This is a genomic window from Streptomyces sp. NPDC006510, from assembly GCF_040611955.1.
Classification (GTDB): domain Bacteria; phylum Actinomycetota; class Actinomycetes; order Streptomycetales; family Streptomycetaceae; genus Streptomyces.
In genome coordinates this window covers 23,610-38,012 of the sequence record NZ_JBEXPH010000003.1, presented here as the reverse complement: position 1 = coordinate 38,012, position 14,403 = coordinate 23,610, and the positions used below count along the sequence as shown (strand labels likewise).

At 70.8% G+C, this 14,403-nt stretch carries 12 protein-coding genes; 6 read left to right on the top strand and 6 right to left on the bottom strand.

All coding sequences use genetic code 11. The features are described from left to right. Positions 1–90 precede the first annotated feature (90 nt). Both ABZY11_RS02035 and ABZY11_RS02030 read left to right on the top strand, forming a co-directional pair. Positions 91–1,368 carry a thymidine phosphorylase gene (locus tag ABZY11_RS02035; RefSeq protein ID WP_356477249.1) on the top strand — a complete coding sequence of 426 codons (1,278 nt, stop codon included), beginning with the start codon at positions 91–93 and terminating at the stop codon, positions 1,366–1,368. 97 nt (positions 1,369–1,465) lie between these two features. Further along, positions 1,466–2,056, top strand: a complete 591-nt coding sequence (locus tag ABZY11_RS02030; protein WP_356477248.1) for a Uma2 family endonuclease — start codon at positions 1,466–1,468, stop codon at positions 2,054–2,056. Between the two features lie 112 nt (positions 2,057–2,168). Here ABZY11_RS02030 and ABZY11_RS02025 read toward each other — a convergent pair whose 3' ends face one another. After that, positions 2,169–5,456, bottom strand: a complete 3,288-nt coding sequence (locus ABZY11_RS02025; protein WP_356477322.1) for a S8 family serine peptidase — start codon at positions 5,454–5,456, stop codon at positions 2,169–2,171. 373 nt (positions 5,457–5,829) lie between these two features. Here ABZY11_RS02025 and ABZY11_RS02020 point away from each other — a divergent pair, with 373 nt between their 5' ends. Beyond that, on the top strand, positions 5,830–6,204 hold the full coding sequence (locus ABZY11_RS02020) for an STAS domain-containing protein (RefSeq protein ID WP_356477247.1): 375 nt from the start codon (positions 5,830–5,832) through the stop codon (positions 6,202–6,204). Positions 6,205–6,285: 81 nt separating this feature from the next. Here the strand turns inward: ABZY11_RS02020 and ABZY11_RS02015 are convergent, their stop codons facing one another. The 4 genes from ABZY11_RS02015 to ABZY11_RS02000 all read right to left on the bottom strand — a co-directional run bounded on the left by ABZY11_RS02015 (position 6,286) and on the right by ABZY11_RS02000 (position 9,865). Next, positions 6,286–6,612, bottom strand: a complete 327-nt coding sequence (locus ABZY11_RS02015; RefSeq protein WP_356477246.1) for a hypothetical protein — start codon at positions 6,610–6,612, stop codon at positions 6,286–6,288. Between the two features lie 8 nt (positions 6,613–6,620). Next, positions 6,621–7,610 carry a sigma-70 family RNA polymerase sigma factor gene (locus ABZY11_RS02010; protein WP_356477245.1) on the bottom strand — a complete coding sequence of 330 codons (990 nt, stop codon included), beginning with the start codon at positions 7,608–7,610 and terminating at the stop codon, positions 6,621–6,623. 106 nt (positions 7,611–7,716) lie between these two features. Continuing rightward, positions 7,717–8,433: a L,D-transpeptidase family protein gene (locus tag ABZY11_RS02005; RefSeq protein ID WP_356477244.1), complete on the bottom strand. Its 717-nt coding sequence runs from the start codon at positions 8,431–8,433 to the stop codon at positions 7,717–7,719. 85 nt (positions 8,434–8,518) lie between these two features. Beyond that, positions 8,519–9,865, bottom strand: a complete 1,347-nt coding sequence (locus ABZY11_RS02000) for an MFS transporter (RefSeq protein ID WP_356477243.1) — start codon at positions 9,863–9,865, stop codon at positions 8,519–8,521. Positions 9,866–9,927: 62 nt separating this feature from the next. Here ABZY11_RS02000 and ABZY11_RS01995 point away from each other — a divergent pair, with 62 nt between their 5' ends. Further along, positions 9,928–10,881 carry a LysR family transcriptional regulator gene (locus ABZY11_RS01995; protein ID WP_356477242.1) on the top strand — a complete coding sequence of 318 codons (954 nt, stop codon included), beginning with the start codon at positions 9,928–9,930 and terminating at the stop codon, positions 10,879–10,881. Positions 10,882–11,826: 945 nt separating this feature from the next. On the opposite strand, the gene ABZY11_RS01990 is transcribed toward ABZY11_RS01995, so the two are convergent. Next, a complete protein-coding gene (locus tag ABZY11_RS01990; protein ID WP_356477241.1) occupies positions 11,827–12,504 on the bottom strand; it encodes an alpha/beta hydrolase in 678 nt (225 codons plus the stop codon). Between the two features lie 187 nt (positions 12,505–12,691). Between ABZY11_RS01990 and ABZY11_RS01985 the strand changes: the two genes are divergently transcribed. Both ABZY11_RS01985 and ABZY11_RS01980 read left to right on the top strand, forming a co-directional pair. Further along, positions 12,692–13,846, top strand: a complete 1,155-nt coding sequence (locus ABZY11_RS01985) for an adenosine deaminase (RefSeq protein ID WP_356477240.1) — start codon at positions 12,692–12,694, stop codon at positions 13,844–13,846. Between the two features lie 137 nt (positions 13,847–13,983). Then, a complete protein-coding gene (locus tag ABZY11_RS01980; RefSeq protein ID WP_356477239.1) occupies positions 13,984–14,301 on the top strand; it encodes a hypothetical protein in 318 nt (105 codons plus the stop codon). Positions 14,302–14,403: the final 102 nt, after the last annotated feature.

Sequence of the window (14,403 nt, the reverse complement as noted above, 5' to 3'; positions counted from 1 at the left end):
GAGGGCCACCCCCATCTCCACCCTCTATGCGCGTAGAGTCATTCGGGACTCTTGCGTACCGTACGTACCGGCCGGAAGGACTCCCAGGACATGGACGCCATCTCCGTCATCCGCACCAAGCGGGACCGAGGCGAGCTGACCCCCGAGCAGATCGACTGGGTCATCGACGCGTACACCCGCGGTGAGGTCGCCGACGAGCAGATGTCCGCGCTGGCCATGGCGATCCTGCTGAACGGCATGAACCGCACCGAGATCGCCCGCTGGACCGCCGCGATGATCGCCTCCGGCGAGCGGATGGACTTCGCGTCGCTCTCCCGGCCCACCACCGACAAGCACTCCACCGGCGGCGTCGGCGACAAGATCACCCTGCCGCTCGCCCCGCTGGTCGCCGCCTGCGGCGCCGCCGTGCCCCAGCTCAGCGGGCGGGGCCTCGGCCACACCGGCGGCACGCTGGACAAGCTGGAGTCCATCCCCGGCTGGCGCGCCCACCTCTCCAACGAGGAGATGCTCAGCGTCCTGGACAGCACCGGCGCGGTGATCTGCGCCGCCGGTGACGGGCTCGCCCCCGCCGACAAGAAGCTGTACGCGCTCCGCGATGTCACCGGCACCGTCGAGGCCATCCCGCTCATCGCCAGCTCCATCATGTCCAAGAAGATCGCCGAGGGTACCGGCGCGCTCGTCCTGGACGTCAAGGTCGGCTCCGGCGCCTTCATGAAGACCATCGAGGACGCCCGCGAACTGGCCTCCACCATGGTCGCGCTGGGTACCGACAGCGGAGTGCGCACGGTCGCGTTGCTCACCGACATGGCCACCCCGCTCGGCCTGACCGCGGGCAACGCCCTGGAGGTGCGCGAGTCCGTCCATGTGCTGGCAGGCGGCGGCCCGAAGGACGTCGTCGACCTCACCCTGGCGCTGGCCCGCGAAATGCTGGACGCGGCCGGGCTCAAGGACGCCGACCCGGAGAAGGCCCTCGCCGACGGCTCCGCGATGGACGTCTGGCGCCGGATGATCTCCGCCCAGGGCGGCGACCCGGACGCCACGCTCCCGGTCGCCCGCGAGCAGCACGTGGTCACGGCCCCGTCCACCGGCGTACTGACCCGCCTGGACGCGTACGACATCGGCGTCGCCGCCTGGCGCCTCGGCGCGGGCCGGGCCCGCAAGGAGGACCCGGTGCAGGCGGGGGCGGGCGTCGAACTGCACGCCAAGCCGGGCGACACGGTCACGGCCGGACAGCCGCTGCTGACGCTGCACACCGACACCCCGGAGAAGTTCGACTACGCGCTGAAGGCCCTGCCCGGCTCGTACGACATCGCCCCGGCCGGCACGGCGTTCACCGCCACCCCGGTGGTGCGGGAACGTATCGCCTGACCTGCGGTTTTCCCATTCGGGTGAACGGGGCCGGTGGACCGCCGCCGGTCCCGTTCGGCATGCCGGACTCGGTGACGCACCGATAAGAGAAGACGCCATGAGCGCACTCACCGTCGATCCCGCCCCCGGCCACGGCCAGGACTGGGACGACCTCGTCCGGATCTGGGAGGAGACGGACGCACCCGAGGGCTGCAAGGTGGAGATCATCGAGGGGATCGTCACCGTGTCGCCACCGCCGTCCAAGGACCACAACACCACCGCGGAACTGCTCCAGCGCAGGCTCTACTCGGTGATTCCGGAGGACTGGGGGATCTACCAGACCCTCGGTGTCGTCGTGCCGGGCCGGGCCGGGCTCTACAGCCCCGATCCGGTCGTCGTGCCGCGTGCCGTGGCGACCGGCCCGGGCAACCGCGTACCGGCGGAAGAGGCCCGGCTCGTCGTCGAGATCACCTCGCAGGCCAATGCCAACCACGACCGCATCGGCAAGGTGCACGGATACGCGAAGGCCGGTGTCGAGCTGTTCCTGCTGCTCGACCCGTGGCACTCGGGCCGCCCCACCGCCACGCTCTACGGGGAACCCGATGGCGGCACCTACCGGGTGCTGGACACGGTCGAGTACGGGGAGAAGCTGACGCTGCCCGAGCCGTTCGGGCTGGTGCTGGACACCGGGATGTTCCCGGTCAGCTGAGCGACGTCGCGGCGCCGGTCTTCCCGGTGCGGTCCGGAAACGCGAGCGGCCCGCCGGGGCGGAGGAATCCGTTCCGGCGGGCCGCTGTCATGCGGTCGGGTCGGCTATGCGCTCACTTGCCGAAGTACGCGTTGTAGATCGACACCGACGACTTGTTGCCCTTCTTGTCCGTGACATCGGCACGATAGGAGATGGACTTCCCCTTGGCCGGGTTCTTCACGGAGATCTTGCCCGCCTTGACCGCGGACTTCTTCCAGGTCTTGCCGGCGTCGTAACTGACGTACACCGTCAGTGACTTGAGGTTCCTGCCGGCGGCGGCGCCCTGCACCTTCACCGGCACGGACGCGGTCCTGCCCGCAGTGACCTTGCCGTCCAGCGTCACGTTGGGGGTGAAGCGGACCGTGGAGGCCGGCAGCGTTGCCAGGACGCCGGTCTTCTTCGACCGGAAGGTCCAACTGGCGTCGATCCGGCTGGAGACGGCCGACACCTTGGGGGAGAGCCGTACGGAGGTCGTCAGCCGGTAGTCGGCCGCGCCGGACGGCACGGTGATGGGCCTACCCTCCAGCGGGTTCGTGTTCTGGACGAGCTTGGCACCGTTGCGGTACAGCACGGTCTTGATCGAACTGTACTTCATGGCACCGAAGTTGCCGTTGCCGTCGGCCGAGAGCGGCAGGTCCGCGACGAGGTTGTTGCCTTCGCGGAAGATCCCCCGCTCGGAGCCGAGCGCGGGGCCGAACACCGCGGTGTTGGCCTTCTTGGCGTAGGTCTTGCCGCCCTTGAGGCCCTGCAGGTCGCCGAGGGTGTACACCCCGTCGATGTCCGGGACGCCGTCCGCGTCCACCCCGCCTTCCTGCATGAAGTCGAAGGACCACTTCACCTTGTCGGCGGTGGACACGTACGCTGTGACGGTGCCCGGCAGCTTGTGCGTGGACCCGGCACCCCAGGAGCCGGTCGAGCCGGGAATCAGGCCGAACCCCCCGAGCTCACCGGTCTTGCCCTTGACGGACGCGCCGAGACCGACGTTCACCTTGGCCATCTGGCCGGCGGTGAACTTCCGCTTGTACCCGGTCGCGGCCTGGGTCACCCGCCCGCCGACAGCGATGTCGTACCGGGTCGTGGCCCCCTTGGCCCAGGTGCCGGTCCACTGCTGGAAGACCGAGCCGTCCGTCACCTTCGGGCCCAGGTGCGCGGTGCGCAGCCCCCGGTACGACTTCAGGTACCAGCCGTAGCCGAAGCCGGTGTCCTTGGTCTCGAACTGGATCTCGGGCGAGGCCAGGAGGTCCTTCGTGCCGGTGGTGGGCAGGGTGATCTCCACCGGCTTCGTCGTGCGCGCGTCGAGGGTCACGCTGGTGTTCTTGGTGATGTCCAGCTTCGGCTGGGTCAGCCAGTCGGTGCCCTTGGTGCTGTCCTCGGGATCGGTGTGGATGGCCGTGTTGAGCACGTAACCGCCCTGGGGCACGCGGAGCTTCACCGTGCCGTCTTCGCCCGTCGGGTGGAGCCAGGTGCCGAGCGCCGGACCGGAGAGGCCGACCAGGTCGTTCTCGTAGAACGTGGCGGGCTTGCCGTCGCGTCCGATGACCTTGAGGGTGAGGTCGTACGACTCGATCTCGCGCTCGACCGCGGCCGCGGTGCGGACGCTCTGGCCGCCGCCCGTCCCGACGACGTACGCGGAGTAGGAGCCGTCGGCCGTGCCGCCGAGCTTGGTGTTCACGGTCAGCGGCACTTCGGCGGTGCCGCCCGCCGGGACGGTCACCTTGTCGGCGCCGAGGGCGAAGAAGCCGGCCGGGGCGGGCTTGCCCTTCGGCCCGGTGCCGGTGACGGCGAGGTCGAGGGTGACATCGCTCGTGCCGAGGTTGCGGTACGTCACCTTCTTGGTGACCGGAGTGTCGTCGGTGTGCGGCCACTGCTGCACGCCGAAGCTCAGCGACACCGGGTCGGCGACGACGGTCTGGGCGATCGCCTTGTCGACGGCGATCCGGCCGGAGCCCTGCTCGAACGGCGTGTACGTGCCCGGCTTCGTCGAGGCCGTGAGCGCGCCCTTGAGCTCGGCGTACTTCCACTTCGGGTGCTGCTGCTTGAGGAGCGCCGCGGCGCCCGCCACGTGCGGGGTCGCCATCGACGTACCGGAGATCGTCAGATAGCCGGGCGGGTTCTGGCCCTCCTCCTGGTCGATGACAGAACCGGGGGCGGCAGCCGCCGTGATGTCCACTCCGGGGGCGGTGACATCGGGCTTGATCGCTCCGTCGCCGACGCGCGGGCCGCGGCTGGAGAAGTCGGCCAGCTTGTCGTTGTCGTCGACCGCGCCGACGGTCAGCGCGGCATCCGCGCTGCCCGGGGAGCCGACCGTGCCGGCGCCGTCGCCCTCGTTGCCCGCCGCGATGGCGAACAGCACGCCCTTGTCGGCCGACAGCTTGTTGACGGCCGCTTCGAGCGGGTCGACCTCGGGGGTGTCGCCGCCGCCGAGGCTCAGGTTGATGACGTCGGCGCCCTGTGCGACCGCCCACTCCATGCCCGCCAGGATGCCGGAGTCGTCGCCGAAGCCGCTGTCGTCGAGCACCTTGCCCGCGAGCAGCTTGGCGTCCGGGGCCACGCCCTTGAACTTCCCGCCGGACTTGGCGCCCGTGCCGGAGGCGATCGACGCCACATGCGTGCCGTGGCCGTAACGGTCCTTGGTGTCGGACGAGGCGGAGAAGTTCTTCGCCTCCAGGACCTGGCCCTTGAGATCCGGGTGGGTGTCGTCCACACCGGTGTCCAGGACGGCGATCTTGACGCCCTTGCCGGTGTAACCCGCCTTCCAGGCGGCCGGGGTGCCGATCTGCGGGACGCTCTTGTCGAGGCTCGCCCTGCGTACACCGTCCAGCCAGACCCGGTCGATCCCCGCGGCCGTGGTGCGCTGCGCACCGTGCGACGACTTGGCGGTGAGCGTCTGCCAGATGTCCTGGGCGTCACGCTGCGGCGTGGTCACCGACTGTGCGTTCAGCGAGTTCAGGTTCCGGCCGACCCGGGTGGAGCCGGCGTCCCGGACCTCGGCCTTCGCGGCCTGGGCCCGGGCGCCCCGGTAGGAGACGATCAGCTTCAGGCCCGACTTCTGGGCCCTGCGGTTCTCCGCCCGGTTCAGCTCGGTGATGTCGAACAGCCGGCGGTCCAGCTTGCCGGAGCTGATCAGCCGGTGTGCGTCGGCCGGGACGAGCAGGGTGTGCCCGTCGCGTATCTGCCGTTGCACGGGTATGTGCTCGCGCCCCGCGGCGGCCCGGAAGGACACGACCCTGCCCTTGGCGTCCACGGTGACGCGGTCGCCGGTGATGAGCGTCAGCTCGTGCCGGTCGGCGGACCCGGCGTCGGCCGGGTGGGCGGCGCCGGAGCGGGCGGCGTCGGGCTGGGCCACGGCCGGGCTGGTCATCCCGGCCGCGAGCGCCACGGCGGCGGCCGCGGCGACGGTCGAAACACACGCGTTTCTCACGTGTTTGCGCAACTCTCCCCCTGGAGAATCAGGTGGCCCCCGAGGGGCCACTGGTCAGCCGGCACCGATGGGACGCCGGTGCCGGCCGGTTCACGTACCTAGAGGGGGAATCGACCCGGGAGGTTCACAGAAGGCGTGCAGGTCACCGGAGTTGACGGAACTTCATCGGTCCGGGGTGGTGCGCGGGGAGCGGGTGCGGGGTGAGTTGCCGGACAAGTGAGGGGCAGCCGCCGGGCGGGTACGGGGTTCACGGGGGTCCTCGGGGTCGTTCGCCGGGCCGGGCGGGTGCGGAAGGACAGCGGGCCGGGCAGCGATGAGTTTCGGCCGCCGGACCGGTCTCCCTGATGTGGAACCCATGACCCCGAACGTTCTCGTCGTCACCGGCCGCGTCACCAGGGCCGCGGTGCCGGGACTCTGTGCCGAGCTGGAGACGCTGCTGTACGACCCCGACGGCGCCGTCCGCGACCCGGAGACGGAGGTGGACTGCGACGTGGGCGGGGTCGTGCACGTGGATCTGGCCCTGGTCGAGGCGATAGCGCGGCTGGGGCTCGTCGCGCGCCGGGCGGGTGGCAGGAGACTGCGGCTGCGCAATGTGCCGCCCGAGCTGCAGAGCCTGCTGGACCTGGTCGGGCTGGCCGATGTGGTGGACGTGGGATGCGGGACGGGGACAGGGGAGGGCGGAGGCTGAGTGGACGAGCCACTCTCCCAGCGGCTGCCCCTCCTGGCCCCCGGCCCGCTCAGTCGCCACCCTGCTCAGTCGCCGTCCCGTTCAGTCCCCGTCCGCCCGGCCCGTGAACTCGGCCCGTACGCAGATCACCTGTCTGAAACGGGCCGTCCCGTCGCGGACCGCCGGGTTCGCCGACGCCGCGAGGAGCGGGGCCGGGACGGCGGTGGGAGGCGGCGACGGGGCACTGATGTGGTCGCAGTCGGACTCGGGCTGCGGGCCCGGCTCACCGCCGGGCCCGGGGGTCCGGGCCGACCCGGGCGCGGGGCCGCCGGTGGCGGACGGCTCGCCCATCCACTCGGTCAGCCCCCAGCCACCGGCCGCAAGCACCACCCAGCCGGCCACCAGCCCGTTCCGCACACCGCGTCGCATGCCGCGTCTCACGCAGCGTCGGCGTCGAGATGGTCCGGCAGCCCGAAGAGCGGGAACCAGCGCGGGGTGTCCAGGAAGCAGTGCATCCCGGTGATGGCCCCGTCCGAGATGTCGATGACCTGCACCGCCCACGGCACGAACCCGGGCCCGTCCGGATTCGGCTTGTAGTGCGCGAACGCCGGGGTGCCGTTCGCCGACGTCGCCACCAGACGGGAGCCCGCACAGCCCGCACCGATGGAGAGCATGAAGCCGGTGATGTCGTCGTGACCCTGGAGCCAGAGGTCGAACGGCGGCATGGTCATCACGGCGTCCTCACGGAGCAGCGCGGTCAGCGCCACCATGTCGTAGCCCTCGAAGGCCGCCACGTACCGCTCAAGGAGCTTGCGCTGCTCCTCGTCGAGCGGATTCGCGGCGTCGGCGGGCTCACCCTCGTGTTCGGTGAGGGTGGCCCGCGCCCGCTGGAGGGCGCTGTTGACCGAGGCGACCGAGGTGTCGAGCAGCTCGGCGACCTCGCTCGCCTTCCAGGCCAGCACCTCGCGCAGGATCAGCACGGCGCGCTGTTTGGGCGGCAGATGCTGGAGCGCGGCGACGAACGCGAGGCGCACCGACTCCCGCGCCACCGCGGCCTCCGCCGGGTCGGCCACCGTCGGCAGGATGCGCCCGTCCGGCATCGGCTCCAGCCAGGTGTTCTCCGGCAGCGGGTTGAGCGCCGCCTGGGCGAGCGGGGTCGGGCCCGTCAGATCGACCGGACGGGCCCGCTTGTTCCCGGCGTTCAGCATGTCCAGGCAGACGTTGGTGGCGATGCGGTACAGCCAGGACCGCAGCGAGGAACGCCCCTCGAACTTGTCGAAGTTGCGCCAGGCACGCACCAGCGTGTCCTGCACCGCGTCCTCCGCCTCGAAGGCCGAGCCGAGCATCCGGTAGCAGTAACCGGTCAGCTCGACCCGGTGTCCCTCCAGACGGCTGTCGATGTCCGTCGTCGCTGTCAGATCACCCATCGCTCCACCCCTGTTGTGCTGTGACGCCGCTCACTTCGGCACTCCGGAAGCTACCGCAGGCCACTGACAACGGGGGCGCGAAGTGCCCGAGCCGCCCGGATTCCGGTCACGTTCCGGGCTTGCGCCCGTACACGTACACGTCGTCGCCGTTCCTGAGCAGATTCCAGTACGACTTGGCGTCGGCGGTACGCATGTTGACGCAGCCGTGCGACCCCGGCGGGTTCCACATCTTCACGCCCACCGCGTGGAACGCCTGACCGCCGTCGAAGAACTGGGAGTACGGCATCGACACGTGGTAGATCGAAGAGACGTGGTTGATGTGCCGCCAGTAGATCTTCTTCGGCCCGGTGCGGGTCTCGTACTTGTCCCGCCCGGTCCGTACCGGCACGGGTCCGAACTTCAGCTTGCTGCCGTCCTGGATCCAGCTCAGCTGCCGGGTCAGGTCCACGCACGCGATGCGCCCCTTGTTGGTGGGGCACTTCTTGTCCTTGTTCGGGTTCTTGCCGGCCGCCTTCTGGGCCGTGAGCGTCTTCATCGTGCGCCAGGTGACCGGACCCGCGTACCCGATGGTGGGGGTGACCCCGTAAGTGCTCTGGAACGACCTGATCGCCTTGCAGTCGGCGGCCGACTGCTTGCCGTCGACCGGCCGGTGCAGATACTTCTCGACCTGCTTCTGGTACGGCCCGGTGGACGTCGTGCAGGACGCCGCCTGCGCCGATCCGCCGGTGGCCAGCACCAGGGCCGGTACCGCGGTCAGGCCCGCGACCGACAGCGCGAGCCCGCGCCGCAGCCGTACTCCCCGTATGTTCCCCGCGACTCCCATGTACGCCAACTCCCCTTCGCGCGCCGTGAGGTGATTCCGCCTGCTAGACGCGCGTCGGGGAGTGGATGGTTGTGCGTCGTATGTCTCAGTTCTGTACGGACGCCATGCCTCGGTGCTGTACGGACGTCACCGGAACCAGCCGGCGCCGCTCGGCGCGGGCGGCCCGCGTCCCGTACAGCGTGATCGAGACGACGCCGAGGACCGCGAGCAGTCCCAGCGACACGGTCCCGGCCCAGCCTCCGGCGTGGAAGGCGACCGCGCCCAGCGTGCCGCCCGCGCTGGAGCCCAGGTAGTACGCGGACTGGTAGAGCGCCGACGCCTGGGCGCGGCCCTTCGTCGCGGTACGGCTCACGGACGAGGAGGCGACCGCGTGCCCGGCGAAGAAGCCCGCGGTGATCAGGACCAGGCCCAGGAGCACGGCGGCCAGCTGGTCGGCGAGCGAGAGCAGCAGACCGGCGGCCGTGGTCGAGACGGCCAGATACAGCGCGCCCCGGCGGCCGAGCCTGGCGACGAGCCTGCCGGCCGCGGCGGAGGAGACCGTACCGACGAGGTAGACCAGGAAGATCGAGCCGACGACACCCTGCGGGAGGTTGAACGGCGCCTCCACCAGGCGGTAGCCGATCACCGTGTACACCGCGCCGAACACTGTCATGAACAGCGCGCCGATCGCGTACAGCCGGCGCAGCAGCGGATCGGCGAGGTGCCCGCCCACCGTCTTCGCGAGGGCCTTCGGGTTCAGCGTTCCCGGGGTGAAGTTCCGCGCCCTGGGGATCATGAAGTGGAAGACGACCGCGCAGGCCACGGCCAGCAGACCGACCGCGCCGAGCGCCGCGCGCCAGCCCCACAGCTGGGCGATCCAGCCGGTGAGGATACGGCCGCTCATGCCGCCGATGCTGTTGCCGGCCACGAACAGCCCGATCGCGGCGACCAGTGCCTTCGGCCGTACCTCCTCGGCCAGGTACGCCATCGCGGAGGCGGGCAGCCCGGCGAGTGCCGCGCCCTGGACGGCGCGCAGCGCGATCAGCCAGCCCAGCGAGGGGGCGAAGGGGACGAGCAGCCCGACCAGCACGGCGACCGTCAGCGAGGCGGTCATCATCTGCCGCCGTCCGAACCGCTCGGAGAGCGCGCTCAGCGGCAGCACGCACAGCGCCAGCGCGCCCGTCGCCGCGGAGACCGTCCAGCTGGCCTGTCCGGCCGTGGCGCCGAAGGAGGCGGAGACGGCGGGCAGCAGGGCCTGCGTGGAGTAGAGGAGTGCGAACGTCGCGACACCCGCGGCGAAGAGCGCGAAGCTCATCCGGCGGTAGCCGGGGCGGCCCGGTTCGAGACGGTCCGGCGCGGTGGAGCCGGCGGTGGCGACGGGGGCGGCGACGGGGGACGGCTGGGGCGAGGCGGCCACGGTGAGGGTGGACGCCCCGGTACTGGCAGGAGGCATGCTTCGAAAGTAGGCTGTCCGGTTTCATGCGTCCAATGCACGAAGTGGCGATAATCAATCCCATGGTGCATGAACGCAGCTCACAGCCCCGGCTGTCACCCAGTAGTTACGAAGAAGACATTCGCGCCGTGCTCGCGCCGCGACTGGCCCACTTCGAGGCGGTGGCCCGCCACGAGCACGTCACGCGCGCCGCACAGGAGCTCGGCGTCCCGCAGTCGACGCTGTCGCGGGCGATGGTCAGGCTCGAACAGGACCTGGGAGTCGCCCTGTTCGCCCGCAAGGGCCGCACCGTCTCCCTCACCCCGGCGGGCCGCACCTTCCTGGGCTCCGCCGAGCGGGCCCTCGCCGAGGTCGAGAAGGCCGCCGATTCGGTACGGGCCGACGCCGACCCGGCCACCGGCAAGGTCGCCTTCGGCTTCCTGCACACCATGGGCTCGGAGACCGTCCCCGCCCTGCTCCGCGCCTTCCGCGCCGACCACCCCCGGGTCCGCTTCCAGCTGGTGCAGAACTACGGCGAGGCGATGATCGAACGCCTGAGGTCCGGCGGCCTCGACCTCTGCCTCACCTCCCCCGTCCCGGACGCCCCCGACCTGGTCGCCCGCCGCCTGGACGAACAGCGCCTGCGCCTGGTCGTCCCCGAGGACCACCGCCTCGCCACCCGCCGCCGCATCCGCCTCGCGGAGGCCGCCGACGAAAAGTTCGTCACCCTGGAGCCGGGTTACGGTCTGCGGCGGATCACCGACGACCTGTGCGCCGAGGCGGGCTTCACGCCCCGCGTCGCCTTCGAGGGCGAGGAGGCGGAAACCCTGCGCGGCCTGGTCGCGGCCGGCCTGGGCGTGGCCCTCCTGCCACCCCCCGCCGTGCCCCGCCCCGGCGTCGTCGAACTCACCGTCACGGCCCCCCGGGCAGCCCGCGAGATCGGCGTCGCCTGGCTGGACGGCCACCCGGACACCCCACCGGTAGCCGCCTTCAAACGCTTCCTACTGTCACGCCGCGGCCACCTGCTGCCGGACTGAGCGGGGCCCACGGGGGCCACCAGGGGCGGTGAGCCGGCTGCCGCTATCCCTGCGGGCGCGGGGACCACCCAGGAGGATTCCATGCCTTCACCCCCGGATCGGGACCACCCCGCGTGCGCGGGGACCACTCGCCCAGGTTCTTCGCGCAGAATTCCTGATAGGGACCACCCCCGCGTGCGCGGGGACCACTCCGCGCCGAACTCGCCAAGTCGACGGCCGCGGGGACCACCTCCGCGTGCGCGGGGACCACGCGAGCCCGGCTCCACTGGCGTGGGCCGCCTGGGGGCCACCCCCGCGTGCGCGGGGACCACCCGACGGCGACGACGGCCGCCATGGTGCCGGTGGGACCACCCCCGCGTGCCCGGGGACCACCCCTAGCGGCTCACGGCCCGGGTGCGGCGCACGGGACCACCCCCGCGTGCGCGGGGACCACCCGTGGTACTTGACGACAGAGGTGGCATCGGGGGGACCACCCCCGCGTGCGCGGGGACCACAGTTCGTGACCTGGGGCTTTATTGCGGTGGGGTGCGGTTTTTCTTCACTTTCACGGAATCCGGTATAGCGGGCATTTCTCCCAAATGGTGGGCTGGTGTCTGCGTGAAGCCATTGTCCCAAAGCGTCTTCCTCCCCGCGCCTCCCGCAGTCGAACTTGCTTCGGAAGACGGGTTCTTGGGTTTCGTCATACGCGGGAAAGCAGCGCGTCGGCGTACCGGCGGCCACCGGAGGGGGGAGTGTCATCGGCGCGGGTTCCCTGCGCGCCGTGGAAAGTGCGCAGGGCGGTGTTTTCGGCAGGAGCGGTGCCTTGTGACATGGCCGGTACGGTCCTGAAAGTTGCTGTGTGTCAGGTCAGGACGGCGCAGTGCCGCCCGGGATTCGGGGGGAGCGCGACGGGGTGGCCCCTCCGCACCATCCGAGCTTTCGAGTCCAACCGCCCCCGTCAACCCCTCACCCCCGCAGCGACTTCCCGAACCCCGCCGCCAGCGGCATCCGCAGCCCCAGTGGTGGCGGCGCCGCCAGTGCGTCGGCGACCGGGCGTGCGTACGCTCGGCCGAACAGCGAGCCGCATACGAAGTCCGCGGCCAGGGCCGTCACTTCGGCTCGGTGCTGGCGCAGTCCGTGGCCGTCCGAGTGGACCTCGAAGCGGCAGGTGTCGCGGTTGGTCTTCTTGGCCCGCTCGGCCAGCCGGAAGGACAGTTCGGGGTCGGTGCGGGCATCGTTGGTGCCGTGGACGAGCAGCACCTGGCGGCCCAGCAGGTGCTTCACCGGTTCCTGATCATCCGTCCCGCCCTCGGGCAGCCAGGGGGCCATCGCCAGAACGGAGCCGACCGCGGCGTGGCCGCCCGCCCGGAGTGCGGCGCGGCCGCCCATGCCGTGGCCGGCCAGGCAGACGGGGACATCGCCGTAACGTCGTACGACCTCGTCCACCGCCCACTCGGCGTCCGCCGCGAGCTGGGCGTCGGTCGCGTTCCAGCCCCGGCAGCGATAGCGCACGACATGCGCGGCGAGCCCGTCCTCCTGCCCGGCGCGGGCCAGGGCGCGGGCCAGCGGCAGCTGGGATGCGTACGAGAGAGGGGAAGGACGGCGGTGCGAGTCGGCCTTGCCGTCCGGGAGCAGCAGAACCACGCCGCTGACCGCGGTTGGAGCTCCGGCCGTCCTGACGGCCCGTCCCAGCCTTGCGACAGGCAGGGGGAGTGCGCGCTGTGCCATGACAGAACAGTGTCAGAAGGTCAGGTGTACTCCACCCGTATTCGCGGTCACTGTTACGCATCGGCAAGCGACAATCTACGCGCGTAGGCGCTAGAGTGCGCAAATGATGAGCCCGACCCTCCATGTGCCCGGCCAGGATCAGATCCGGCGTGCCCCCAAGGTGCTTCTCCACGACCATCTCGACGGCGGCCTGCGCCCGGGGACGATCGTCGACCTCGCTCTCGCGAGCGGATACGAAGGACTTCCCGAGACCGAGCCCGACAAGCTCGGCATCTGGTTCCGCGAAGCGGCCGACTCCGGATCGCTGGAACGCTACCTGGAGACGTTCGCCCACACCTGCGCCGTCATGCAGACCCGCGAGGCGCTGGTCCGGGTGGCCGCCGAGTGCGCCGAGGACCTGGCCGCGGACGGTGTCGTGTACGCCGAGGTTCGGTACGCCCCCGAGCAGCACCTGGAAGCCGGACTGACCCTCGAAGAGGTCGTCGAGGCGGTCAACGAGGGCTTCCGCGAGGGCGAGCGGCGGGCCCGCCAGGACGGCAACCGTATCCGCGTGGGCGCCCTCCTCACCGCGATGCGGCACGCCGCGCGCTCCCTGGAGATCGCCGAACTCGCCAACCGCTACCGCGACCAGGGCGTCGCCGGCTTCGACATCGCGGGCGCGGAGGCGGGCTTCCCGCCCACCCGGCACCTCGACGCCTTCGAGTACCTCAAGCGCGAGAACAACCACTTCACCATCCACGCGGGTGAGGCATTCGGTCTGCCGTCGATCTGGCAGGCGCTCCAGTGGTGCGGTGCGGACCGGCTCGGTCACGGGGTCCGCATCATCGACGACATCGAGGTCGCCGACGACGGCGGTGTGAAGCTCGGCCGCCTCGCCTCCTACGTACGGGACAAGCGCATCCCGCTGGAGCTGTGCCCGACCTCCAACCTCCAGACCGGCGCCGCCGCCTCGTACGCCGAGCACCCCATCGGGCTGCTGCGGAAGCTGCATTTCCGGGCCACCGTGAACACGGACAACCGGCTGATGAGCGGTACGAGCATGAGCCGCGAATTCGAGAAGCTGACCGAGACCTTCGGATACACGCTCGATGACATGCAGTGGTTCACCGTCAATGCGATGAAGTCGGCATTCATTCCTTTTGATGAACGTCTGGCGATGATCAACGATGTGATCAAGCCCGGATACGCCGAGCTGAAGTCCGAGTGGCTCTTTGAGCAGACCGCTGCGACCAGCGCTTCTTCCGCTTCAGCGGGCTGATCGGCGCCTGTGCGGAGAACGGCCGGGACGTCGAGTTCCCGGCCGTTCCCCGCGTGTCGGCATGTTTGCGGGAAGGGTGGCGGGATGGCTAATTTTCGAACCCCCCCACATCTCTCTTCCCCAAGGATGAATTTCACATGAAGCAGTCTGCTGTCAGGACTCTCGGCGTCGCCGCTCTCGGTGCCGCTTTCGCCGCTGCCGCCGCGGGTACCGCCTCCGCCGCCGTGCTGCCGGGCGGTGCCGCGACCACCGCCCTGCCGGTCGCGGGTGCGGGCCTGGAGACGGCGACCCAGAGCCTGCCGGTCCAGGAGACGGCCACCAAGCTCCTCGGCACCGGCCAGCAGAAGCTCGTCGGTGAGGCCACCGCCCCGGCCAAGGGCCTGCTCGGCGGTCTGCCCGCAGGCGGCCTGAAGACCAGCGGCCTGTCGACCAACGGTCTCCCGCTCGGCGGCTGATCCCCCGTCATACGCCTGTGGGGCGGACACCCGGACCGGGTGTCCGCCCCACACGCGGATTTGGTCGAGGGTGACCAGGCCGGGGCCGAGCACCACGTCTAG